Below are 21,291 nucleotides of genomic sequence, written 5' to 3'. Positions count from 1 at the left end.
GACAAACTTACTCAAAGACTGAGCTAGCTAACGGATACCACCTCTACATCAACCACCTGCTCGGTTGTGCTAGTGGTATCAGGAGAATAATTAGCCTCTTGATGATTCTTTTTCTTAGAGGCGTTTACCTGTTCGAACAAGAGTTGAGACACTTCGGTAACTAGAAGAGTAGCGATAATGCCATCGTCGAGCCAGCCAATAATCGGCAAAACATCAGGTAAGATATCCAAGGGACTGACAAGATACAGAAGACTCCCAAAAACCACAAGCCAACGATATTTAGAGTTGCGAATGGCGTTGCGGTACCAGTTGCGAATCCCTTCGATAATGGGTTGCTGTGCAGATGTCTTCATGGGCCGTATCTCTCTTGTTCGACAAATTCATCATCGCAAACGGAGAGAATGGGTGCAGGTGGTGAATGCCCCCATGGGATGGGGTAAAATTACACCGACACTACCGTATACGGTTTCCCACTGAGATGGCTATAAACAAGGCTATAAAAGCGTTTTCAACGTTTTTAATAGTAACCACTTTGTCTGTTTTAATACTGCTTGTGCCAGTGGTAAAAGTGTCTTTATTGTTTCCTTTGTCTGTACCTATGGCTGATGCTGCTGCAAGAGACGACTTTCGACGGACTGATGTTAAAGGTGATGATGCTTTGATGGAAGCTTATCGCAATGGTGACTCTGACCTGATTGTAGAAGGGGTAGGACGTGTCGAAAAGCTACTGCCAGATGATTTGGAAGGCTCTCGTCATCAAAAGTTTATTTTGCGACTAGCCTCAGGGCAGTCACTGCTGGTCAGTCACAATATTGATAGGGATGTCGCTTCTCGTATCGATGCGTTACGCGTCGGTGATGAGGTGCGATTTCGGGGTGAATATGAATGGAATGAGCGGGGAGGTGTGCTGCACTGGACCCATGATGATCCCAAAGATTGGCATGCAGATGGATGGCTAGAACACAATGGGGTGCGATACGAGTAATCGGGTCTTCCAAGCGATATTTTAGTTAACCACCACCGCAGCCGCTGCCACAGCCGCTACAACCACCACAGCCGCTACCAACACTGTAGTTGCTCCAATCTCCTTTAAGTCGAGGGCGAGAGGGGTCTTTGATAAAATCCACGAGTCCCATAATCATTCGTGTTGCGCCAAACCCTGAAGCAACAATCATAGCAGTGAGTAAAACTACCGCCAGTGGATTAATATTGCCTTCAGCACTGCTTAGATAATAACTACTGAATATCGAGGCTAAAAGCGTTGCTACACTGGCGATTGCTGCTTTTTGAACTTGTAATTTTGGCAGTATCCAATTCTGTTGGGTGTTAACTCGTAAAAAATGTAAGTCACGGCCAAAACGTTCTTCGGGTGCTGGCCAAAAATCTACTGGTGGTGGTTCGTCAAAAAGTTGTTCATAGCTCTCTAGAGTTTGACGATACCAATTATCGAACTTTTGGCTTTCATCGTCTCCCCCCAGGGTGGGATCGTGGTGTAGTGTTTTTTGCAAAACCCCAGAGCAGAATTCTTCCCAATAGGAGTGTGTATAGGACAAATGTAGGTGCCATACTTGGTCCACCTGGTCTGAAGGGGTGACTGGGTGCCCTGCTGCTAATGCTAAAAAGGCAAATTTCTTATATTCTTCAATGGCTCGCTGGGCATATTGCAGTGTCCAGCCATTATCTCTGGCTAGCCGTTTACTAAACGGTAGCTGGGCATCTGGCTTATCTAATGAAAACGCCTGAATGCGCTCATATAGTTCTATCTGCTTAGCATTCATTGATTGGGCACTTTCACCAGCCAACTCTTCAGTGTCTGCCATTGGACTCAACCCAGAGAAACTCTACCTTGAGCTTAGCACTGGCTTGAATACTCGTGGGATACCCCCATATCTTTGCCCCCTTGCAAACGGCAGCACGATTATCAGGTCGCTAGCAGTTATTCATTTGTTTCTCTTCTGTTTCTCTTCTTCAAGTTTGAATTTCATAGTAAAGCAATGGACGCTCATTAACGATTGCTCTCCGAGTTTGGGACAGCCCCACCGCTTCAAGCACTCGAATAGAAGCTTTGTTAGGTTCATCAACATCTGCCTCTACTTTTTTCAATCCAAGCACATCAAATGTGTAGCGAAGTACAGAAAGTGTAGCTTCCTTTGCATATCCCCGTCCCCAGAGTTGAGGCCGTGTGCCAAAAATTAGACTCGGTGAACTTTGTAATGAATGAAGTAGACCTGAAAACTCTTCTCAAAAATCCCTATACTAAATACTGCACAGCCCCATGGTATCTATCTTTCATGTCCCATCCCCTTAACGTTCTAGTCACAGGTGCAACTGGGCAAACCGGCTCCTTAGTTGTCAAAAAACTACAAACATTACCTGAATCGTTTCGTGTCAGAGGTTTTGCCCGTTCTCCTCAAAAAGCTAAAGCCCTCTTTGACTCAACCGATAATTTCTTCTTTGGCAATATTCTTCAGCCAAATGATCTAGTACCAGCTTTGGAAGGTTGTGATTCCCTGGTTATTCTCACCAGTGCAGTACCGCAGATGAAGGCCCCACCTCAGCCTGGACAACGTCCAGAGTTTACATTTGCCCCTGGAGAAATGCCTGAACAAATTGACTATCAGGGTCAGACCAATCAGATTGAGGCAGCCAAAAGGGCAGGTATACAACAGATTGTTCTAGTTGGCTCCATGGGAGGAACAGATGAGAATCATTTTCTCAACACGATCGGTAATGGCAATATCTTGATCTGGAAGCGTAAAGCCGAGCAACATTTGATTGACTCGGGTATTGACTACACAATTATTCGAGCCGGTGGGTTACTGGACCAGCCAGGTGGCAAGCGAGAACTCGTTGTCAGCAAAAATGATGTCTTGCTAAAAAATCCACCAGAAGGCATCACAACGTCGATTCCTCGGGCTGATGTTGCGGCGGTCGTGGTTCAAGCCTTGCTACAGACCACTGCCCGCAATAAGGCCTTTGATGTAGTTTCGAAACCAGAGTCACCGAATCAAACACCAGTCAACAATGACTTTAAGGCTCTATTTGCTCAAACCCAAGCTGGTTTATAGGTGAACTTAAGTTGCAAATACAAAGCCAATTACCCATGTCTTTAAGCTGATTTCTGCATACTTCCAACGAGCCTATATATTTATCCCATAGTAATCTCGAACATCTTTCCGTATTAGGAATATAAGCATCGGTATCCCAAAGAAAATGTATGCCGATGGAATATAGAGAACAGTAAGGACGAGGGCAACGATGTAAATTGCCTTGTTCGGTTTATGGACAATACAGGCAAAGAGAGTGGCCGCAATGCCTAGCAAGATTGAAAATAATCCAAAGCCATAGAAAAATACAGCAGGTAATTCAGCTGCATTGAGGACAGCTTCAAACCTTGGTAATACGCAGAAAGCAACACCTAAACCCAGATATAGCAATCCACTGAGTATCAGCGGGATGCGTATTAGGGAAAAAGGATTTTTTTGATGAGTCATGACTTTTTTCAGGAGAATCAGCAATGCCTAAGCTAGGTATAGCAGGTCTCGGTTCACTGAATCTGCCCTCTCAAATCCCATGAAGCTACATATACAATAAAAGTATCTGTCAACTGAGGTTGAGGCCATGCCAGAGCAAACCCGGCAATCGTGGGATTTTGGGCGCTTTTTTGACACCCTCAACTACTTTGAGGCCATCCCCATCATTAGCTCACTACAAAACATGTTCTTTGGTTCACCACCACCGCCGCCGCCCCAACTTCAAGCCAATGTAGTGTTTGACTTTCGTCAGCCTACAGAGCAAATGCGTGAACTATGGGGCGCTCTTGACGATGTGGTCATGGGGGGCGTCAGCCAGAGTGGAACCCAGCTACAACCTGAGGGTTTAGCGTTTACCGGATATGTTTCGACCGCTAACTCCGGGGGGTTTGCCTCGGTGCGCACGCGCAACTTTGAACCACCGCTAGATCTTAGTAACTACAGTGGCATTGAACTACGGGTCAAGGGCGATGGGCAACGCTATAAATTCTTTTTGCGTGATGGTGCGGGCTGGGACACTGTTGCCTATGCCTATTCTTTTGATACAGCTAATGGGGGCTGGGTAACTGTGCGCATCCCGTTTGCTGACATGAAGGCAGTACAACGGGCAAGGGTAGTGCAACGGCCTCCAATTAATAGAGGCAGCATCTATTCGCTGCAAATGATGTTGAGCAAATTTGAATATGATCGACAGCTCAATCCCCACTTTGAAGCAGGGCCGTTTAAGCTATTGGTAGAGTCAATTAAGGTTTACTAGCAGAGTTGTCGCTGATGGGAAACCAGAATTAAACGAGCCTATTTATAACTGCGTTGCGTCAGTTCAACGTTATCAAAAGCCAGTGTCTCTTTATGTAGCTCAGGGGGTTGTTCGTCACCACTGTAGGCCCAAGCTGCTACATAAGCATAGTCTTGATCATTTCGTTTGGCTTCACCATCACTGGTTTGATATTCTTCACGGAAATGACAGCCACAGGACTCTTCTCGATTGAGGGCATCACGGGCCATAAGTTCACCCAGTTCCAGAAAATCAGCTAGACGACCGGCATATTCTAGATTTTTGTTGAGGGTGTTAGCTTTGCCAGGAACCCGGAGATTTTGCCAGAATTCTGCTCGTAGGGATTGGATTTGGCTAATTACAGCTTTGAGACTATTGCGATCTCGACTCATGCCCACATGGTCCCACACCAGCTGCCCCAGTTCTCGATGGAACTGCATCACAGTTTTATCACCCTGGATACTGAGGAGCTTTTGGATTTTTGTTTGCACCGAGGCCTCAGCTTCAGCAAAGGCATCATCGGTAGTCTCTACTGCTGGTAAAGGGGTACGAGCCAGATAATCCCCCAGGGTGTACGGAATTACAAAGTAGCCATCGGCCAATCCTTGCATCAGGGCACTGGCCCCAAGACGATTGGCTCCATGGTCTGAAAAGTTGGCTTCGCCCAGAACAAATAAACCAGGTACCGTACTCATCAGATGATAGTCCACCCACAGACCGCCCATGGTATAGTGCACCGCTGGGTAAATGCGCATGGGTTGTTGGTAGGGGTTCTCGTCGGTGATGCGTTGATACATCTGGAAAAGATTGCCATAGCGGTTTGCGATCGCATCCTCACCATCCCGCGCAATGGCATCCCGAAAATCTAGATACACTGACAGCCCCGTTGCCCCCACACCACGACCGTCATCGGTCATATGCTTAGCATTGCGTGAGGCCACATCCCGAGGCACTAAATTGCCAAAGCTAGGGTAGCGTTTCTCCAGGTAATAATCTCTCTCATCCTCAGGAATCTCATTGGGCGAACGATTATCCCCTGGTTTTATCGGCACCCAAACACGGCCATCGTTCCGCAAACTCTCACTCATCAGGGTGAGTTTTGACTGATAGTCTCCTGATACCGGAATACAGGTGGGATGAATCTGGGTATAGCAAGGGTTGGCAAAATAAGCCCCACGCTTATAACAGCGCCATGCTGCTGTCACATTAGAGTTGCGACCATTGGTAGATAGGTAAAACACATTGCCATAGCCGCCGGTACACAAGAGTACCGCATCACCCTGGTGCCGCTCTAACTCACCAGTAATTAAATTGCGGGTAATAATTCCCCTGGCATGGCCGTCAATAACAACCAAATCCAACAGTTCACGCCGGGTGAAAATTTCAATCTGGTGGGCCATTTTCATCATGGCACTGTAGGCCCCTAGCAAGAGCTGTTGACCCGTTTGCCCACGGGCATAGAATGTGCGCGATACTTGAGCCCCCCCAAAGGACCGATTGGCTAATAACCCACCATACTCTCGGGCAAAGGGTACGCCCTGGGCAACACAGTGATCAATAATGTGATTACTAATCTGGGCAAGACGATACACATTCGCCTCTCGGGAACGATAGTCTCCCCCCTTGATGGTGTCGTAAAACAACCGCCAAACACTATCACCATCATTGGGGTAGTTTTTAGTGGCGTTAATCCCACCTTGGGCCGCAATACTGTGGGATCGTCGAGGAGAGTCTTGAATACAGAAACTTTTTACGTGGTAACCCAGCTCAGCTAGTGTCGCCGCTGCGGATGCTCCTGCCAAACCCGTGCCGACAATGATAATCGTATGCTTACGTTTGTTGTTGGGATTGACCAGCTGGCAGTGGTCTTTAAAGTTGTTCCACTTGTCTTTTAAGGAACCATGGGGAATGCGAGGATTTAAAGGCATAAGTGTAACGATAAGGAGTCGGTTGAGGTAAAGGGGGGTGCGTCTTCTTGGTTATTGGGTCTTGGTTATTGGTTTTGAGTTGCTGGCCTTTAATGTTTAAGAACACAAGAAAATTAGAGCTTTGAGAATCTGTTGCGGTCAGGAATTTGTGGAGCTGATAATTCCAAATTCATACCTCAAAATTCAACATTTTTTTAGGTGATGAGCCCCAAATATATGGCTAAGGGTAAGACAATAAAGCCCAACGCGATGCCGATGGCTAATATAAAACTTGTCCCATACATGATGGGGCGTAGGGTGGCATTTAAGGCACCTAAGGATTGAAACGCACTCCAGATGCCGTGGCGTAGGTGGCTGGCAAGCATTACCATGACGCCGATGTAGCTAATCAAGTAGAAAGGCTGCTGAAATTTTTCGATAACCAGCCGCGATAAGTCGCGGATATCTGAGCCTGGTACGGTGTAGCGCACACCAAACTTAAAGGTGAGCAGATGCCAGACTAAAAAACTGCCCAGAACCAGCCCGGTAATGATCATGGAGCGAGAACTCATAGATTGGTAACTAGGCGTTCCGGCAGATGTATAGATGGCATATCCCTGAGGTCGTGCCCGCAACCGCCCCCAAAAAATCTGTATGCCCATCACAACGTGAATCAGCACAAACCCTAACAACCCCAGCTCAATCAGCCATGTCAATGGCCCCAATTGCTCGATCAGGTGACCATAACGGTTATAGCCATCGGCGCTAACTAGCAACACGAAATTGCCCGTCATATGAATGATGACAAAGGTGACCAAGGCTAAACCACTAAGGCCAGTGATGAGCTTTTTGCCAATGGATGACTTGTAAAGGGTAAGCAGGCGGTTTGACCCAGCCGAGGACGTAGAAGTCATAGTTGCTAATGCTGCGATTAGTTCTATTGTGTCTGGTTTACGAAAAGCCTTTGGAAGAATCGCAGGAAAAGTATAGAAGGCAAGTGGCCATGGCCCACTGCCCACTGCACCTTCCCCTGCCTAGGCCAGCGAACGACCCATTCCCTGACGAATGCCTAAAATATTTCTGCCAAGAGCCATAGTCGCTGCCATAGCTGTTTACTATAGAAAGTCTGTTGAGTTGATATGTTAATTGAGTTGGGAAATGCAAGCCATGGACTACACCCTGGTTTCAGAGCTGATGGACTACACCCTGGTTTCAGAACTGGTGGGTACTGCTGTAGGCACAGCGGCATTGGTGGGTGCAGTGATGGCGAGTCGCCTGGGCAAACAGAAGGCCCAGCAAGCGACCGAACTGTCTAAGTTGGAGGGGACAAAAACCAAGCTAACTCAACAGGTAAATCAGGCTCAGACACAAAATAAAACCTTGAATGAGGCCATGGCCCTGGCTAAGGATGCGGTTATGGGCCTGGAGCAACAGGTGAGTGAGCTGAAGGCAGAACGCGATCGCATCTCTAAAATGGCCACTGCCGCTGAAGCTAAAGTGGCTCAGCTAGAAGGCAAAACAGCTCAATTAGAAGGCAAAGCGACTCAGCTAGAAAGCACAACGACTCAGCTAGAAGGTCAAGTAGCGGGTTTGACTTCAGAGAAACAGACGCTGGAGCAAACTTATAAAACGGAATGCGATCGTGCTAGCAACTTAGAACGCTCATTAAAAGCCACCCAGCAACGTCTGAATAGCCTAGAACAATCAGAGCAGCAGTTACGCCAGCTACGCCAAGAGACTCAGACTCGCCAAGCTGATTTGGAAACCCAACTGGGGCAACTACAGACCCAAACCTCAACTCAGCAGCAGCAGCAGAAGGATTTAGAGACTGAAAAACGTCAGCTAGCTCAAACCGTTAAGACCTTAGAACAAAATAAGCAGCAGCTAGAGCAAACCCTGGCTGACGCCCAGACAGAAGCCACCCAAGCCCAAGCAACCGTTACCCAGCTCACGCAGCAATTAGAACAAGCCCAAGCCCAAGCCCAAACAGAAGCGACTCAGGCCCAAGCAACCATCACTCAGCTGACTCAGCAGTTAGAACAAGCCCAAACAACCGCCCAGACAGAGCAACAACAAGCGGCAGCAACCATTCATCAGCTCACCCAGCAACTGCAACAGGCAGAAGCGGCAAGCGAGACCGCTCAGACAGAAACGACCCAAGCTCAAACAACCATAACCCAGCTCACGCAGCAGTTAAAACAAACCCAAGCAACGGCTCAGGCAGAGACAACCCAGTCCCAAGAAACGATTACCCAACTCACCCAGCAGTTAGAACAGCTAGAACACACCAGAGCAACATCTCAAACAGAAGTTACTCAGGCTCAGACAACCATTACTGAACTGACGCAACAGCTAGAGCAGGTAACCTCACAGCTAGCCCAATTCCAGGCTCAGACATCAACCCAGCAGCAACAGCTTAAGAATTTAGAGACTGAAAACAGTCAGCTAGCCCACACCGTTACAACTCTAGAACAAAATAAACGACAGCTAGAGCAGTCCCTTGCGGCTGTGCAAACTGAAGATGAGCAAGTTCAGACAGCGATCAATCAGCTAACGCAGCAACTAGAACAAACACGCGAAACATCCCAGGCGCAAATCGAAGCAGCTCAAGCAACCATTGCTGAACTCACCCAGCAACTGGAGCAAGCGCGCGAAACATCACACACAGAAACGACCCAGGCTCAATCGACCATCGACCGCCTCACCCAGCAGTTAGAACGGATAGAGCAAGCCCAGGCAACGTCTCAGATGGAAGCAACCCATGCTCAATCGACCATCGATCAACTCACCCAACAACTAGAGCAAGTTAGAGCCGCTGCTCAAACAGAGTCTGCTCAGACTGAGACAACGATTGTTCAGCTGACTCAGCAACTAGAGCAGGTACGAGAACAGCAGGCTACGGCTATCCAGCAGCAAGAACAGATCGCCCAGCGTGAACAAACTAAGGTAGCCAGCTTGGGGCAAGAACGTGACCAGTTAAAACGTGACGTGGCAACCAGCCAGACCCAATTAGCTCAAACTCAGGCTCAGATTGCAGTATTAGAAGCAGAATTAGCCCAGGCACAGAAGTCTCTAGTAGATGCCCAGCTTTCCCATGATCGTGAAACAGCTCTACGCAATCAGCTAGAAGAACTAACCCAAGCTCATCAGCAACTGGCACAACAGACAGCTCAGAATACTCCCCAATTAAGTCGCCAGGTGGAGGAGTTGACAGCAATGAATGCTCAACTGACTCAACAATTACAAGCCGCTCAGCAAACCATGACAACCCAGGCAGATCAGCTGAAAGTAACGGCTAAAGAGCAAGTGGCTATGAAAGAAGCCCTAGAGATTAGCCAAACTGTAATTGCGTCTCTCAAAAAACAACAAACCACTCCCGCACCATCGTCTGCCGTTGCGGTCCCCCCGTCTTCTCCATCTCCCGTTTCGGCAACAACAGCCCCAACTCCCACGCAGCCCAATGAACAGCCATCGACACAAGCTGCCAGCCTCACCACAGAACCATCTCAGGACACTACAACAGCCAAGGGGATAACGGGCAAAAGCTTTGTAATTACAGGCACACTCAAGGCTCTTACCTATGAGCAAGTGACCAAGCTAATTACTGATGCGGGCGGACGGCTTAATAAAATGCCCAGTGGAAAAACCGATTACATTATTGTTGGCAAAAACCCTGGCAGTAAACTCAAAAAAGCTGAAAAGTATAATACCCCGCAACTCAATGAAGCCCAGCTGCTAGCCCTGTTTGATACTGCTGATCAGTAGTGTAAAAGCAATACTACTTAGCCAAGACTTACCGGCTGAAGTTGATGCCCCATGGTTTTTATCGTTAACTTGCTGTTGACTTTCACCAGATCAATCTGCTCTGGGTCAGCCTGCTTAAACAGTCGTTGAATGGGTTTAATGTAGCTAGAAAACATGAGTGTTTCTGGAGATGTGAGGTGCAAGTAAATCTCTTCACTAAGCCACTGAATCCCATACTGCACAAATTGCCAGCTAACTTTGGAACATGGGAAGACTAAAAGACATAGAGGCAGAAGCTCATTTTTAATAACCGATATATTGCCCTCCAGCAAAGAGAGCCAGATGTAGGTTTGAAACATGCTCAGATCGCGAACACTGGAGGTTTGCACCGGATCTGACTGGATGCAACCCTGACGACTAACATGATTTGGAAAAGTGCGTAATGCTCGATGATAAACCGCACTGGCAATAGGTTCCGTCAGGGGCAACATTCTGGTCACAAGTGCCGCTGCCGGGCTGTTGGATGAATGGTTACCTGCTGCTATGCATACGCGCTGCCAAGGCATACACAGCAATTCTTCAGTCAGTTGCAAATATGGAGAGAGCCAGATGCGCTCATAAACATCTAAACGACTTAAGATCCGTTGTCGAGATAGATGAATCTGTGTACTTAAAAAGCCAATGGCACGAAGATTGGTAGATGTTGAAATCAGAGATTGTAACCCCTTGAGTAACGGCGCTAATCCTTGCATCAATTGATGAAACTTGGGCAGTATCTGAAGTGCAACTACCTGTTTACTATCAATAGTGTGCAAATGGTGCAAGACCGGGGCAAATACAAAATCTCTCACATAAGCTTCCATTAAATATTGATAAATAGCCACTATCTGATGAGTGATTTTTTGAGCTTCAAGAATTTGCAATGGCATATGGCTATCCATCATCAGATGTTGCGCCCTTAACCCTGACATTGTGCAGTGGGCTGTTAGGTTTCCCAAAACTTTTCTACGGGTTTCTTGACGGGCTTCTGCTGACACGGCAACAGCAAGACGTGCCTTCACATGGCTATGTGCTTGCAAAGAGATTAATCCCAGCTTGGGCAGATAGCGGATCAGCCAAATTTTAAGTAGGTCAATATTCAGTTTTTCTGAAGCTGGCGGGGAATCACAGGGTATCTCAACCATGACTATTCATCAAAAAACTATAAGGAAAAACTCGTTTTCCAATCACCAAAAGCGACTCCGATAGTTTTTACCATCCTCAATACAATACTGAGTGTTTTTTTGATGTTAGCCATAGGAATACGCTGTGTTAAAGATTACGAATCTTACAGCTATACTAATCGTAGAAATCCTGATAGTGCAAGACAAAAACAGGGTCAAATCACTCGGTATTTAGATATCTCTCTAAAGATGAGAAATATAAGACAAAAGACTGCGTTTAATGAGAAGAATGAGAGGGAATGAAATTATTTAAAAACAGAGATCTAAATAACATATCGGCCAAAAATGAAGAGATAGCATATTGCACAATAGGAGTTTGAGATTACTCTCTCTATTGTTAGTAAATTCTGTGGGGCTTGGTTAGCTATCTTACTCCCGAACACTCTATTCAGATGTGTTCTATTGAACCGTTCAATTAGTTGAACGGAAACTTATGGAGTTTATTTTAAATGCATTGACTTATCTATTGACTTATACGAAATTCTGACTAGTAACGCCCGATACCGAAGGGCATCCCTAAGGCATTGCCCCTACAGGATTGTCCATTTTTAATCAGGGTGAATAAATTCGGATTTGGTATGACATGAATGGGCCTCTAAAAAACTAGCCCTGTCTTTTCATGACCAATGAAGAGACAGGGCTGTAGTTTAAAGCTATTAATCATTAGCGGCTGGGCCACCAAAGCAATAGTTTTAGTCTTGAATGGTCACGGACACTATCTTATCGCCACCCTTAATGGCATTAACAACATCCATATCTGTGGTTTTACCAAAGACTGTGTGAACTCCATCCAGGTGAGGTTGAGGAGAATGGCATATGAAGAACTGACTACCTCCTGTATCACGACCGGCATGGGCCATGGATAGACTGCCTGCCTCGTGCTTGTTAGGGTTGATTTCACACTTGATTTTATAGCCAGGGCCACCAGTCCCAGTACCATTGGGACAACCGCCCTGAATCATAAAGTTGGGGATGACGCGGTGGAAATTGAGCCCGTCGTAGAATCCGTCTTTGGCAAGTTTGACAAAGTTTGCAACTGTATTGGGAGCATCGTTATCGAAAAAGTCGATATTGATAGTTCCCTTCGCGGTTTCCATGATTGCTTTAGTCATGCAGGCATCCTCGTATAGCAAAGCGGGTTAAAACCTTTGCCTATGATGGCAGCAAGCGTAGTTTGGCTCAAGCTGAGTTGCAGATATCTTATCGACGACGTTTGGTTTTGTTAGTTTTTTTAGCTTTTGGCGCAGGTTTCTTGCTGCCTTTAAAGCGATTGAGGGCGGCACTGGCAGCAGCTACAACACGGCTGTCAGTATCTCTAAGTGCCTGCCGCAGAAAGGGAATTGCCTTGATGGAACCAGATTCTTGAAGGGCTGTAATGGCTGCTAGACGAACATCAGCATCGACATCTTTGGTGAGCTTGCCAAGCTGGGGGACAGCGCGAATAGCTTCCTTACGATTGAGGGCGGCGGTTTTACCTAGTTCAGCTGCGGTTTGAGTCAGTTGGGTATTCTGGCTGGCATTGGGCTGGCCAGGTGCAGTCGTTGTCTCAACCGAGGTTGTGGCCACTGTCTCTGGGGGGGGAGCGGGTTCAGATGTGGCTCCAGGTGGATTGTTGCTCTCTGCCCAGGGATCTGGAATGGGTGTAAAGGTTTGTTCTGGAATGGGTTGAGTGGCTTCAATTGGGGGCGCTGAAACCTCGTTGACTGCATCTGCCGTCGTTTCTGGCACTGCATTGGTTTCTTCTTGAAAGCCAATGCCGGTCAATGCTGCAATACGCGCTTCGTATTCGGCGTCTAGCTCGGTGAGTTGTTCTTCATGGGTGTCTTGGTAACGCTCAATTTTGGCGGCCAATTGCTGTTCGTAGTCAGCGGCCATTTTTTCCAGGGCTGCATTTAAATCTTGGGCATGATCTTCCTGGATGCGGTTCAAGCGATTAATGGATTGCTGTAAGGCATTATCCTGGCGACGAATAATGCGTTGCATTAAGAAGGCGGTTACACCCGAACCGATCCCCAATCCAATTAATACGCCTATCCCTGCTTGCGTCGCCATAACAGCGCTTCCTCATGTAGGTTCACTTTCTAAATCAGATGGATTATCCCCTAAAATCAGATGGATTATCCCCTATGATGCCAAAGTTTGACATCGGTAATGGCCATTAGGTACACCCACTGGTAATGTATTACACCTCGTTACACTATTGACTGCAGAATTGCTGAATGTGTTCTGCTTCAAATAATTTGCATTACCGTGTAGATATTGTTGATTTGATGAGGGAGCTTATTATCTTTGACTGAGGCACTTAGATTGGATACATCAGGAAATAGTGTAGATGCGATCGCAACGGAACAAATAGACGAAAAGGCATTAGAGCTGGCGACAGCCATTGCCAATGCCGCCGATGACCGGAAAGCAGAGGATATTTCTATCCTACAGGTGGGTGATGCGTCCTATCTAGCTGATTACTTTGTAATTGCCACTGGGTTTACCAATGTCCAGGTTCGTGCGATTGCCCGCTCCATTGAGTCCACCATCGAAACGGACCATGGCCGCTCTCCTCTACGTACAGAGGGCGTTGAAGAAGGGAAATGGGTGATTTATGACTACGGTGACGTCATTGCCCACATTTTTCAGCCACGTGAGCGCGAATATTACGATCTTGAGGCATTCTGGGGCCACGTTAAGCGCATTGAGTTTATTCCTACGCCCCCCTCTGGCATGGGGCAATAGGCCAAAGCGAGTGCTTATCCTATGATGAAGTTATTAAAACGTAACCATTGGCCATGAAACGCTCTGCACCACGCTGTCCTGTTCCTGCTGAGCAGCTACCTATTCGAGAATATGAGGAAATGCGGGAGTCCTGGTTTTATAGCTGGGGTGCCCGTAGTTTGCGTGGTTACACCGTCCCTGTTCTAGTGGTTTGGGGGCTCAGTTGGTTAGTCTCCGCACCGATTGCCGCTGCCAGTTTTGCTCCAACCAAATTTTTGACTCAGTTTTTGGTGAGTGCCTCATTGGGAGCTTTGGTGATACCAACGCTAACGTTGCTACAGCTTTATGTGGGTTGGTCCCATGTGGGTCATCGCTTGCAAATCAGGGACCTGCCCTACGAAGAGTCGGGTTGGTATGACGGTCAGATATGGACTAAGCCTGATGATGTATTCAATCGCGATTGCCTGATCGTGGATTACCAGGTGAAACCAATCTTAAGTCGCCTGAGAAAAACCTTTGGTATCATAGCCAGCTGCCTGGCAACCAGTATTCTGGGGTGGTCGCTCCTCTAACTATTTTCCTGTTTTGCCAAGATAAGTCAGGTATTCAGTTTTTATCGGTGTATTCTGATCCCGGTTCATATGGTCCGGTATCTTTGTATATCTTATATATCGTCATTTTCTAGCTGTTTCAATCAAAATTTATGCCTAGGCCAAGCCGTATCTCCACTACTCCATTGGCAGTCCAACTGTTGAGAGAAGGGATTGTCGAGTCTGTTCATCAGGTCCACGCGGCAGTGGCTGATAGTCGCGGGAGACTACTATCAGGAGCTGGTGATGCAGATAATGCCAGCTTTATACGTTCTGCCCTGAAGCCCTTCCAAGCGATGGCCATTGCATCTACAGGGGCTTTGGATGCGTTTAAGCTTACTGACAAAGATTTGGCCATTATCTGTGGTTCTCACCAAGGCCTGACCCACCAGGCCCGGCAAGTATTTGGCATTTTGTGGCGTGCTGATTTAGAACCTACGTGTTTACGATGTCCGGTGCCCGATGGCAAGAAGAGCCCGTTAGAACACAACTGTTCAGGTAAGCATGCTGGCATGCTGGCATGCTGTAAACAGCAAGGATGGGAACTCAATACCTATCTGAACCGCAATCATCCTTTGCAACAGCTGATTCTCAATCGCTTTGCCAGTTTATTGGGAATGCCATCTGACGAGTTTATTTGCGCCCACGATGACTGTGGTGCTCCCACCTATTTCATGCAGCTGCGACAAATGGCAACGCTGTATGCCAAATTGGCGTCAGGAGAAAACCTGGAGATGGAGCGAGTTGTGCGAGCCATGACACACCATCCGGAGATGGTATCAGGCCCCGGCGGATTTGATACGGAATTAATGTGCTTGACCCATGGCGAAATTCTCAGTAAGTCTGGGGCAGAAGGGATTCAATGTATGAGTCGAGTAGGGGAAGGCTTGGGGGTAGCCCTGAAGGTCGTGGATGGCTCTAAGCGGGCTAAATATGCAGCGGCTCTCCATGTTTTACGACAGTTGGGATGGATTTCTCCAGATATTGCCGACACGATGGCCGAAACCTATTTAAATTTGAGCGACTACAAGCGGCTCGATATGGTTGGTGAAATTGACCTTGTTTAGTTTCTTGAAAAGCCTACTGTCATGGGCTTTTGGCAGAATTAGATATGAAAAAATCTGGGGATCAAAAATTAATGGCAAAAAAGTATTGCACTTTACACAACCCATAGCTATAGTAGTAAAGCGCTGACGCGGGGTAGAGCAGTCTGGTAGCTCGTCGGGCTCATAACCCGAAGGTCGTTGGTTCAAATCCGGCCCCCGCCACTTAAGAAAAAATAAGGTTCGAAGTTTAACTTCGAACCTTATTTTTTTGTGTATCTCATCTAATTTCCTTAGTGTTTAAGACAACCTGTGGGCTTGGCCAGAAATGTTAACTTAAGTAAAGTATTTGCTTTGCTGTTGTTTGTTATGACCCTTTCGTTTGTCCGTCGTTGTATTTACCGTCTGGCTTTGTCGGTGCTATTGGTGGGGGTGCTGATTTTAGGGCCATCATTACCGGCCCAAGCTCTCGGTGGTGAACAAGTACCGTTGGGGGAGCCTGCTCCTGCCTTTACGCTCCCCACAAATGTAGGCGATGGGGAAATTTCCCTAACAGATTACTTGGGACAGTGGGTTGTTCTCTATTTCTACCCCAAGGACTTTACCCCTGGTTGCACGTTGGAAGCACAACGCTTTCAGCGAGATTTACCAGAGTTTATTGAGCGCAAGACCCAGGTTATTGGTGTCAGTGCTGACGATGTGGATAGCCATGCTGAATTTTGTGATTCCGAAGGCTTAAAGTTTCCCTTACTGGCAGATACTGATGGTGCGGTGAGCCGTGCCTATGGGTCTTGGATGAAACCCATGTCGATGCGCCATACTTATCTAATTGATCCGGATGGGACCATGCGCGAGCGTTTTCTCGGTGTGCGCCCGGCGATCCATAGCCAAGAAGTCCTGGCCCGATTGGACGAACTCCAGGCCTAATAATCGTGTGGGGACGTTCCATGGAACGTCCCCACACGATTTGGGGTATGGCTTTACGATTTGGACAACCCACGATTGGGTGATAGGCCTTAAAAAATGGTCTTGAGGTATTCGCGGCGCATGGTTGCGATCGCATCAATCGAAATTCCCTTAGGACAGACCGCCTGACATTCTCCGTGGTTAGAGCAATCACCAAAGCCTTCGGCTGTCATTTGTTCAGTCATGTTGATGACACGCTGACGGCGTTCGGGATGTCCCTGGGGAAGTAAAGACAGATGAGCCACCTTCGCCGCAGTAAATAGGGCGGCAGACGCATTGGGGCAAGCCGCTACACAGGCTCCACAGCCAATACAAGTGGCATAATCAAAGGCAGTTTGCGCTTTACCAGGGGCAACAGGAAGACTATTAGCTTCAGGCGCAGACCCGGTTTTTACAGATACAAAGCCCCCGGCTGCCATGATCCGGTCCAACGCACTGCGATCTACCACTAAGTCTTTAACAACTGGGAATGCCTGAGCCCTCCAAGGCTCGATGACGATGGTATCCCCATCTTTGAAGTTACGCATATACAGTTGGCAAGTAGCCGTACGCAGCTCTGGTCCATGGGCCTGACCATTGATCATCAGGTCACAAGAGCCACAAATTCCCTCTCTACAATCGTGATCAAATTCCACCGGCTCTTGCCCCGAGGCTGTGAGCTGTTCATTGAGTAAATCAAGTAATTCTAGAAAGGACATATCGGGGGATACGCCTGAAAGGCGATAGTCCTCTATATGCCCTGATTGATCAGGAGCTGCCTGTCGCCAAACCTTAAGCTTAAGCTGCATTGTTCGTCATTGTTTTATCGATGGAATACATAGCCCTGAGATCTACGGTGCCGCTCAGAACTTATAGCTTGGCGCACATAGCTGTTGCTAGACACAAGGCAGATTTGTTTGCCAACAGTTCAATAGTACGCCCAGGGCTTCATGACTGCCACAACTATTATGTAATCCGACATTAGGCTGAAAAAAATAGTACTTAATATCTTTTGTTGGACTACCTCTTGTTTTTCAAGTCCGCAATTTTTCAGAATAGTTGACTACAAGTTTAAGTAAACACTCATCAAATTTCCTTGTTGTTACTGGCGTTTTTGCTATGACTCTCCTTTAGGGTATACATACAGGATTTAAAGATGTTTAGAGACCATAAATTGACTGAGCTAAGGTAATCTTGTCATGATGAATCGCGTTTGTTTGATGGCGGCAACAACTGCCATATTGACATTCTTTAAGGCACAAGTAGCTTTTGCTCACACTGTTTCCTATGACTTCACTGTAGATGTTACATCCGGCCCCCTCGCAGGAGAGCGCTATATAGGGTTAACATCCGTTGATGTCACGAATTTACTGAAAGAGAGTTACGAAACGGTTCGGCCTACGTCAATTATCTTTGATTTTGGTGGCATCACATTTACTGATGACAATGATGTTTTAGATATTGATGCCAACTCTCCAAAAGTCAACTTTCAAGATGGCCAGTTTATGGGTATCACCTATATCGTTTCTCGTTTAGGTAATAACCCTGCGGAAATTCCGCTTATTAACGATGTCGCAGTGGATGGATTTGCGATTGACAACAATGAATTTGGATATGTTGTGGGGGCAAATCTTTACCGAGGAGATACTGTGAATCATGCATTGCCCCCCAACTCGACTAGTCCAAATAGGCAGTCGGTGCCAGAGCCGTCTGTTTGGTTAGGCTTTGCCACAGTGGGCTGTGGCTGCTGGCTAACGCGCCGTCTAGGTTAGCAACACCCCCCTCCGTCATAGAACCAGGTGGATGGGGTTAAAACAATCTCATTAGGGAACTTGCTGGCCAGGTTAGCTGCAGTTTTATCGCATACTGCCAGGGGAATGCCTGGCTGCATGATATGTCCGGACTGATCGTCAAGGTACTCTTCTGTGCCAGCATAGACAGCTGTTTTGCCAGTAAAGACACAGGCTCCATCAGGAGGAAGGGGAACCTTGAACGCAACTGAGTCTAAGCTTTCTAGCAATAGGGGTTGATCTAGGTTGTAGGTTTCTTTACCCAGTAGACGGTAGGGGCGACGGGCTCGGATTTCCACCTGGCCAAAACCCGTGTCAATTAAGGCCTGAATATACTCGTTATAGGTGAGGGCTCCCGACAGGCATAGAGCCCGTAACCGTTCGTCTGCTTGCAAGTGGGGGGGGATTGGGCGGGTGGCAATGGGATCACTCATGACCAAACGACCGCCAGGTTTAATCACTCGATAGGCTTCTTTTAGAGCCCGCACTAGATCCGCCGGTTCAAAAATGTTGAACAGACAGTTCTGTGCCATCACATCGACGGAATTGTCGGGGATGGGCAAATCGAATGCATCACCTTTACGAATGTCGACAAAGCTGGGGTCAAACCAGTCGTTTTCTTCGGCAGCGATGGCTAGATTGCGCTGGGCTGCATCCCTCATCGCATCTACAGGATCCACAGCAATGACCCCCTGGGGCCGCCGTGAAAAATAGGCAAATTGTAAGGCTTCAATGCCACCACCAACGCCAACATAGAGCACGGTAGGGTCACCTGATAATTCGGACGGATGGACGGTTGTACCGCAACCGTAGTTCATTTCCTGCATCAGGGTAGGAACATTTAAGTCCGGTAGCTGCAATGGGGTGCTCTGAACACAGCACAGTCCTACCATGGGGTCTTCGGCCACGTCACTATAGAACTTAGCTGTGGTTTCAAGGTAGCTCATGTAATTCTCCTAGAAGAAAACGAAGGGGTGAGATAGAGGTCTGATTTTAGGCGGTTAGGCTGCTGTTATTAACGCCTACACAGCTGAAAATCTCCTGAAAATCGGCTGAACCTGTCGTGATGGCTTTGGATCATGCCATAGATTGTCTAATTTCTCTAATCTTGAAATGGTTAATAGAGAGAGGGGGGCTGTTGACTAATTTCTAATTCGAAGCAGTGAAATCCTTCAGGGTGTTGCCAGTTTTCGTTATTGGCATTGGCTAACTTGTGGGTGCTGCTATCGGTGGCAAAATTAGCGCAGAGCTGGTATAGACTCTCGTCAACTTTGCTATAGCCATAGGGCTCTTGAGTAATGGGATCTTGACGCTGATCATCCGGGTTTAGGGTGTCGGGTAGGACGTATTCTTCCTGGTCTTGATTTTGCCAATAAAGGGTATTTGCGATCGCATTCAAATCTTCCAATCGCTGTCGGTCACTCATGATCAGACGCTGCTGACCTGGTGTGCCCAACACCCAAAAACCAGCCGCTGCACCAGCAGCGACAGCCACAGTAGCGAGGGTGGCAAAGGTACGATCAAATGCTGAATGGTTCATAGTTTGCAAAGCGAGGTGGGCATAGCCCATCTGACGGTAGACGTTGAGTTAAATCTGAGCTGGACGTCGTTGAACCCATTGGTAGTAATATGCTAAGACGCTGCCGTCAATGACTAAAATAACCAGCACTTTGAGCAAAAACCGTGGAGTTAATTCGCCGCGCAAAAACGAAGTGAGAAACGCCATTAAGGTACCGATGCCCACCAATGCAACGATGAGTAGGGCAATATAGGTGAGCCATTTGCGGACACCGGAGTAGGTTTTTTCGCGATATACAGACAGGTCCTTGAGAATTCTGCGCATCAATAGCAGATATACCGGATAGGCCACCAACAGACGGGCTAGACAAAAGGCCACCTGAAACGATGAGTCGCCATAGGAACGGCTTAAGGGATCTGGGATGACGTGATTGATCAAGATAAACCCAATTTCTCCCAGTGCTTGGGTCCAAATTCCTAACGTGACAAACGAAAGCAGATAGATAAAGGCATCTCGCGCTGCTTCCCCTTGACCACCAGAGGGAGCAGGAATGGGCATGCCCACGAATTCTTCATAGACGACAAAATAGGCACGCTCAATCTCTCTTTGGGGCCAACCAAAATTGCGTAGTAGGCTACTAATAAACTCATCGGAGGCTCCCCGACTGCGAGCGGCTGCGATAAAATTTACCAGCTCTGAACGATTTTTAGGCTGGTTTAATGGGGTCTGAGGAGAGTTATCGGATATATCGTTAGATGGATCTTGGGCCATGGACACTCTAAATTAGCCTTTGATTCCGTTTACGCTAGCATCGCCATTGGAGCCTGTGACGGAAGTGAGGATATTTCTTAGTAATTGTCTCTGGAGTAATTGTCTCTGAAGGAATTGTCTCTGAAGGAATTGTGCCTAGTGCTTTTGGTGAGGGCTACGGGCTCCAGGCCATGGCCCTGGTGAGCTTTGGGGCAAGTCAAAAATATGTTGCTGTTGGTCATAAATGACCAACCCCCGCGCCTGATAATTTTTTAGGGCATGGGGACCATCAATGGAGTTGGTATGCACCCAGACCCGTGTTGAGGTGAGTTCCCAGGCTGTTTTGAGAGCCAGGGTTAGAAGATAGCCCCCGTGGCCTTGACCAATAAATTGAGGCAAGAGACCAAAATACTCAATTTTGGCACTGAGATCGGGTTGTTTTGACAGCTCAAAGTAGCCTGCTGGTACACCGTTGACATAGCCAACCCAGACACAAACGGACTCTTGGTTGAGATAATCGGCCCACTGTTGGTAGGTCCAACGCAGGCGGTCCATCCAGTACCATGATCCTCCCACTGCGGTGTAAAGGAATCGTTGGAATTCTGGACATGGGACAACAGCTTCTGTCAGGGTGATGTGCGTGGGCGAGGCAGGGTTAATCTGACTCACGGACAGCATTTCTAGATAGGTGGTGGTGACCTCTAGTCTTGACATAAATGGGTGAAGAGACGTTGCCTGCAACGTCTATACATGGGCTAATAGA

At 47.5% G+C, this 21,291-nt stretch carries 23 protein-coding genes, 1 tRNA gene and 1 pseudogene; 11 read left to right on the top strand and 14 right to left on the bottom strand.

All coding sequences use genetic code 11. From position 1 onward, the window contains the following. Positions 1-23 precede the first annotated feature (23 nt). On the bottom strand, positions 24-353 hold the full coding sequence (locus QGP82_RS31770) for a YkvA family protein (protein WP_163669841.1): 330 nt from the start codon (positions 351-353) through the stop codon (positions 24-26). On the opposite strand from QGP82_RS31770, the gene QGP82_RS31765 reads away from it, so the two are divergent. Next, a complete protein-coding gene (locus tag QGP82_RS31765) occupies positions 352-477 on the top strand; it encodes a hypothetical protein (protein WP_284681675.1) in 126 nt (41 codons plus the stop codon). The two genes, QGP82_RS31770 and QGP82_RS31765, sit on opposite strands and share 2 nt — an antisense overlap. Positions 478-598: 121 nt before the next feature. Then, positions 599-985, top strand: a complete 387-nt coding sequence (locus tag QGP82_RS31760) for a DUF3465 domain-containing protein (protein WP_499062024.1) — start codon at positions 599-601, stop codon at positions 983-985. Between the two features lie 25 nt (positions 986-1,010). Here the strand turns inward: QGP82_RS31760 and QGP82_RS31755 are convergent, their stop codons facing one another. Then, the gene (locus QGP82_RS31755; protein ID WP_499062023.1) at positions 1,011-1,820 is read right to left on the bottom strand and encodes a glycine-rich domain-containing protein; all 810 of its coding nucleotides are present in this window, start codon (positions 1,818-1,820) and stop codon (positions 1,011-1,013) included. A gap of 148 nt (positions 1,821-1,968) precedes the next feature. Beyond that, positions 1,969-2,235, bottom strand: a pseudogene (locus QGP82_RS31750) (GNAT family N-acetyltransferase); the annotation flags it as partial. Between the two features lie 56 nt (positions 2,236-2,291). On the opposite strand from QGP82_RS31750, the gene QGP82_RS31745 reads away from it, so the two are divergent. After that, positions 2,292-3,068, top strand: coding sequence for an SDR family oxidoreductase (locus tag QGP82_RS31745; protein ID WP_163669835.1), 777 nt, complete (start codon positions 2,292-2,294; stop codon positions 3,066-3,068). 72 nt (positions 3,069-3,140) lie between these two features. On the opposite strand, the gene QGP82_RS31740 is transcribed toward QGP82_RS31745, so the two are convergent. Continuing rightward, complete coding sequence (locus QGP82_RS31740; protein ID WP_499062022.1) at positions 3,141-3,494, bottom strand: hypothetical protein; 354 nt, start codon at positions 3,492-3,494, stop codon at positions 3,141-3,143. A 127-nt stretch (positions 3,495-3,621) separates the two neighbouring features. On the opposite strand from QGP82_RS31740, the gene QGP82_RS31735 reads away from it, so the two are divergent. Further along, positions 3,622-4,290 (top strand): CIA30 family protein, encoded by a 669-nt coding sequence (locus tag QGP82_RS31735; protein WP_499062021.1) that lies wholly within the window; start codon positions 3,622-3,624, stop codon positions 4,288-4,290. Positions 4,291-4,328: 38 nt separating this feature from the next. Here QGP82_RS31735 and QGP82_RS31730 read toward each other — a convergent pair whose 3' ends face one another. Then, the gene (locus QGP82_RS31730; RefSeq protein WP_163669830.1) at positions 4,329-6,236 is read right to left on the bottom strand and encodes a fumarate reductase/succinate dehydrogenase flavoprotein subunit; all 1,908 of its coding nucleotides are present in this window, start codon (positions 6,234-6,236) and stop codon (positions 4,329-4,331) included. Positions 6,237-6,430: 194 nt separating this feature from the next. Further along, on the bottom strand, positions 6,431-7,129 hold the full coding sequence (locus tag QGP82_RS31725; RefSeq protein ID WP_163669828.1) for a succinate dehydrogenase cytochrome b subunit: 699 nt from the start codon (positions 7,127-7,129) through the stop codon (positions 6,431-6,433). A 253-nt stretch (positions 7,130-7,382) separates the two neighbouring features. On the opposite strand from QGP82_RS31725, the gene QGP82_RS31720 reads away from it, so the two are divergent. Continuing rightward, positions 7,383-9,980: a BRCT domain-containing protein gene (locus QGP82_RS31720; protein WP_499062020.1), complete on the top strand. Its 2,598-nt coding sequence runs from the start codon at positions 7,383-7,385 to the stop codon at positions 9,978-9,980. 17 nt (positions 9,981-9,997) lie between these two features. Here QGP82_RS31720 and QGP82_RS31715 read toward each other — a convergent pair whose 3' ends face one another. The 3 genes from QGP82_RS31715 to QGP82_RS31705 form a co-directional block, all read right to left on the bottom strand. Then, a complete protein-coding gene (locus tag QGP82_RS31715; RefSeq protein ID WP_499062019.1) occupies positions 9,998-11,143 on the bottom strand; it encodes a hypothetical protein in 1,146 nt (381 codons plus the stop codon). 731 nt (positions 11,144-11,874) lie between these two features. After that, complete coding sequence (locus QGP82_RS31710) at positions 11,875-12,294, bottom strand: peptidylprolyl isomerase (RefSeq protein WP_163669822.1); 420 nt, start codon at positions 12,292-12,294, stop codon at positions 11,875-11,877. Between the two features lie 88 nt (positions 12,295-12,382). Next, on the bottom strand, positions 12,383-13,234 hold the full coding sequence (locus tag QGP82_RS31705) for a HEAT repeat domain-containing protein (RefSeq protein WP_499062018.1): 852 nt from the start codon (positions 13,232-13,234) through the stop codon (positions 12,383-12,385). A gap of 237 nt (positions 13,235-13,471) precedes the next feature. Between QGP82_RS31705 and rsfS the strand changes: the two genes are divergently transcribed. From rsfS to QGP82_RS31680, 5 genes are all read left to right on the top strand, one after another. Continuing rightward, positions 13,472-13,912, top strand: coding sequence for a ribosome silencing factor (gene rsfS, locus QGP82_RS31700; RefSeq protein ID WP_499062017.1), 441 nt, complete (start codon positions 13,472-13,474; stop codon positions 13,910-13,912). A gap of 53 nt (positions 13,913-13,965) precedes the next feature. Then, positions 13,966-14,463 (top strand): CGLD27 family protein, encoded by a 498-nt coding sequence (locus QGP82_RS31695; protein WP_163669818.1) that lies wholly within the window; start codon positions 13,966-13,968, stop codon positions 14,461-14,463. Positions 14,464-14,594: 131 nt separating this feature from the next. Then, the gene (locus tag QGP82_RS31690) at positions 14,595-15,548 is read left to right on the top strand and encodes an asparaginase (RefSeq protein WP_163669816.1); all 954 of its coding nucleotides are present in this window, start codon (positions 14,595-14,597) and stop codon (positions 15,546-15,548) included. A gap of 127 nt (positions 15,549-15,675) precedes the next feature. Further along, positions 15,676-15,749 (top strand) — tRNA-Met (locus QGP82_RS31685). A gap of 144 nt (positions 15,750-15,893) precedes the next feature. Beyond that, on the top strand, positions 15,894-16,451 hold the full coding sequence (locus tag QGP82_RS31680; protein WP_499062016.1) for a peroxiredoxin: 558 nt from the start codon (positions 15,894-15,896) through the stop codon (positions 16,449-16,451). An 89-nt stretch (positions 16,452-16,540) separates the two neighbouring features. On the opposite strand, the gene QGP82_RS31675 is transcribed toward QGP82_RS31680, so the two are convergent. Further along, positions 16,541-17,278, bottom strand: a complete 738-nt coding sequence (locus QGP82_RS31675) for a succinate dehydrogenase/fumarate reductase iron-sulfur subunit (RefSeq protein ID WP_499062015.1) — start codon at positions 17,276-17,278, stop codon at positions 16,541-16,543. Between the two features lie 390 nt (positions 17,279-17,668). Here QGP82_RS31675 and QGP82_RS31670 point away from each other — a divergent pair, with 390 nt between their 5' ends. Continuing rightward, positions 17,669-18,241 carry a PEP-CTERM sorting domain-containing protein gene (locus tag QGP82_RS31670; RefSeq protein ID WP_499062014.1) on the top strand — a complete coding sequence of 191 codons (573 nt, stop codon included), beginning with the start codon at positions 17,669-17,671 and terminating at the stop codon, positions 18,239-18,241. Here QGP82_RS31670 and arsM read toward each other — a convergent pair. From arsM to QGP82_RS31650, 4 genes are all read right to left on the bottom strand, one after another. Beyond that, on the bottom strand, positions 18,238-19,206 hold the full coding sequence (arsM, locus tag QGP82_RS31665; RefSeq protein WP_163669802.1) for an arsenosugar biosynthesis arsenite methyltransferase ArsM: 969 nt from the start codon (positions 19,204-19,206) through the stop codon (positions 18,238-18,240). The two genes, QGP82_RS31670 and arsM, sit on opposite strands and share 4 nt — an antisense overlap. A 170-nt stretch (positions 19,207-19,376) precedes the next feature. After that, positions 19,377-19,799: a hypothetical protein gene (locus QGP82_RS31660; RefSeq protein WP_163698834.1), complete on the bottom strand. Its 423-nt coding sequence runs from the start codon at positions 19,797-19,799 to the stop codon at positions 19,377-19,379. A 48-nt stretch (positions 19,800-19,847) separates the two neighbouring features. Beyond that, positions 19,848-20,549: a DUF5671 domain-containing protein gene (locus QGP82_RS31655; protein ID WP_163669799.1), complete on the bottom strand. Its 702-nt coding sequence runs from the start codon at positions 20,547-20,549 to the stop codon at positions 19,848-19,850. A gap of 135 nt (positions 20,550-20,684) precedes the next feature. Further along, the gene (locus QGP82_RS31650) at positions 20,685-21,242 is read right to left on the bottom strand and encodes a GNAT family N-acetyltransferase (RefSeq protein WP_163669797.1); all 558 of its coding nucleotides are present in this window, start codon (positions 21,240-21,242) and stop codon (positions 20,685-20,687) included. Positions 21,243-21,291: the final 49 nt, after the last annotated feature.

Source organism: Leptothoe sp. LEGE 181152 (assembly GCF_032906605.1).
Classification (GTDB): domain Bacteria; phylum Cyanobacteriota; class Cyanobacteriia; order Phormidesmidales; family Phormidesmidaceae; genus Leptothoe; species Leptothoe turfae.
Note: the sequence above shows the minus strand (reverse complement) of the source record. Positions and strands in the feature narration are given on the sequence as shown.

What these genes read in the sequence shown, in the direction of transcription:
- QGP82_RS31765 (WP_284681675.1), top strand. Translation starts at nt 352, where the DNA reads ATGGGCCGTATCTCTCTTGTTCGACAAATTCATCATCGCAAACGGAGA.
- QGP82_RS31770 (WP_163669841.1), bottom strand. Translation starts at nt 353, where the DNA reads ATGAAGACATCTGCACAGCAACCCATTATCGAAGGGATTCGCAACTGG.
- QGP82_RS31760 (WP_499062024.1), top strand. Translation starts at nt 599, where the DNA reads ATGGCTGATGCTGCTGCAAGAGACGACTTTCGACGGACTGATGTTAAA.
- QGP82_RS31755 (WP_499062023.1), bottom strand. Translation starts at nt 1,820, where the DNA reads ATGGCAGACACTGAAGAGTTGGCTGGTGAAAGTGCCCAATCAATGAAT.
- QGP82_RS31745 (WP_163669835.1), top strand. Translation starts at nt 2,292, where the DNA reads ATGTCCCATCCCCTTAACGTTCTAGTCACAGGTGCAACTGGGCAAACC.
- QGP82_RS31740 (WP_499062022.1), bottom strand. Translation starts at nt 3,494, where the DNA reads ATGACTCATCAAAAAAATCCTTTTTCCCTAATACGCATCCCGCTGATA.
- QGP82_RS31735 (WP_499062021.1), top strand. Translation starts at nt 3,622, where the DNA reads ATGCCAGAGCAAACCCGGCAATCGTGGGATTTTGGGCGCTTTTTTGAC.
- QGP82_RS31730 (WP_163669830.1), bottom strand. Translation starts at nt 6,236, where the DNA reads ATGCCTTTAAATCCTCGCATTCCCCATGGTTCCTTAAAAGACAAGTGG.
- QGP82_RS31725 (WP_163669828.1), bottom strand. Translation starts at nt 7,129, where the DNA reads ATGACTTCTACGTCCTCGGCTGGGTCAAACCGCCTGCTTACCCTTTAC.
- QGP82_RS31720 (WP_499062020.1), top strand. Translation starts at nt 7,383, where the DNA reads ATGGACTACACCCTGGTTTCAGAGCTGATGGACTACACCCTGGTTTCA.
- QGP82_RS31715 (WP_499062019.1), bottom strand. Translation starts at nt 11,143, where the DNA reads ATGGTTGAGATACCCTGTGATTCCCCGCCAGCTTCAGAAAAACTGAAT.
- QGP82_RS31710 (WP_163669822.1), bottom strand. Translation starts at nt 12,294, where the DNA reads ATGACTAAAGCAATCATGGAAACCGCGAAGGGAACTATCAATATCGAC.
- QGP82_RS31705 (WP_499062018.1), bottom strand. Translation starts at nt 13,234, where the DNA reads ATGGCGACGCAAGCAGGGATAGGCGTATTAATTGGATTGGGGATCGGT.
- QGP82_RS31695 (WP_163669818.1), top strand. Translation starts at nt 13,966, where the DNA reads ATGAAACGCTCTGCACCACGCTGTCCTGTTCCTGCTGAGCAGCTACCT.
- QGP82_RS31690 (WP_163669816.1), top strand. Translation starts at nt 14,595, where the DNA reads ATGCCTAGGCCAAGCCGTATCTCCACTACTCCATTGGCAGTCCAACTG.
- QGP82_RS31680 (WP_499062016.1), top strand. Translation starts at nt 15,894, where the DNA reads ATGACCCTTTCGTTTGTCCGTCGTTGTATTTACCGTCTGGCTTTGTCG.
- QGP82_RS31675 (WP_499062015.1), bottom strand. Translation starts at nt 17,278, where the DNA reads ATGCAGCTTAAGCTTAAGGTTTGGCGACAGGCAGCTCCTGATCAATCA.
- QGP82_RS31670 (WP_499062014.1), top strand. Translation starts at nt 17,669, where the DNA reads ATGATGAATCGCGTTTGTTTGATGGCGGCAACAACTGCCATATTGACA.
- arsM (WP_163669802.1), bottom strand. Translation starts at nt 19,206, where the DNA reads ATGAGCTACCTTGAAACCACAGCTAAGTTCTATAGTGACGTGGCCGAA.
- QGP82_RS31660 (WP_163698834.1), bottom strand. Translation starts at nt 19,799, where the DNA reads ATGAACCATTCAGCATTTGATCGTACCTTTGCCACCCTCGCTACTGTG.
- QGP82_RS31655 (WP_163669799.1), bottom strand. Translation starts at nt 20,549, where the DNA reads ATGGCCCAAGATCCATCTAACGATATATCCGATAACTCTCCTCAGACC.
- QGP82_RS31650 (WP_163669797.1), bottom strand. Translation starts at nt 21,242, where the DNA reads ATGTCAAGACTAGAGGTCACCACCACCTATCTAGAAATGCTGTCCGTG.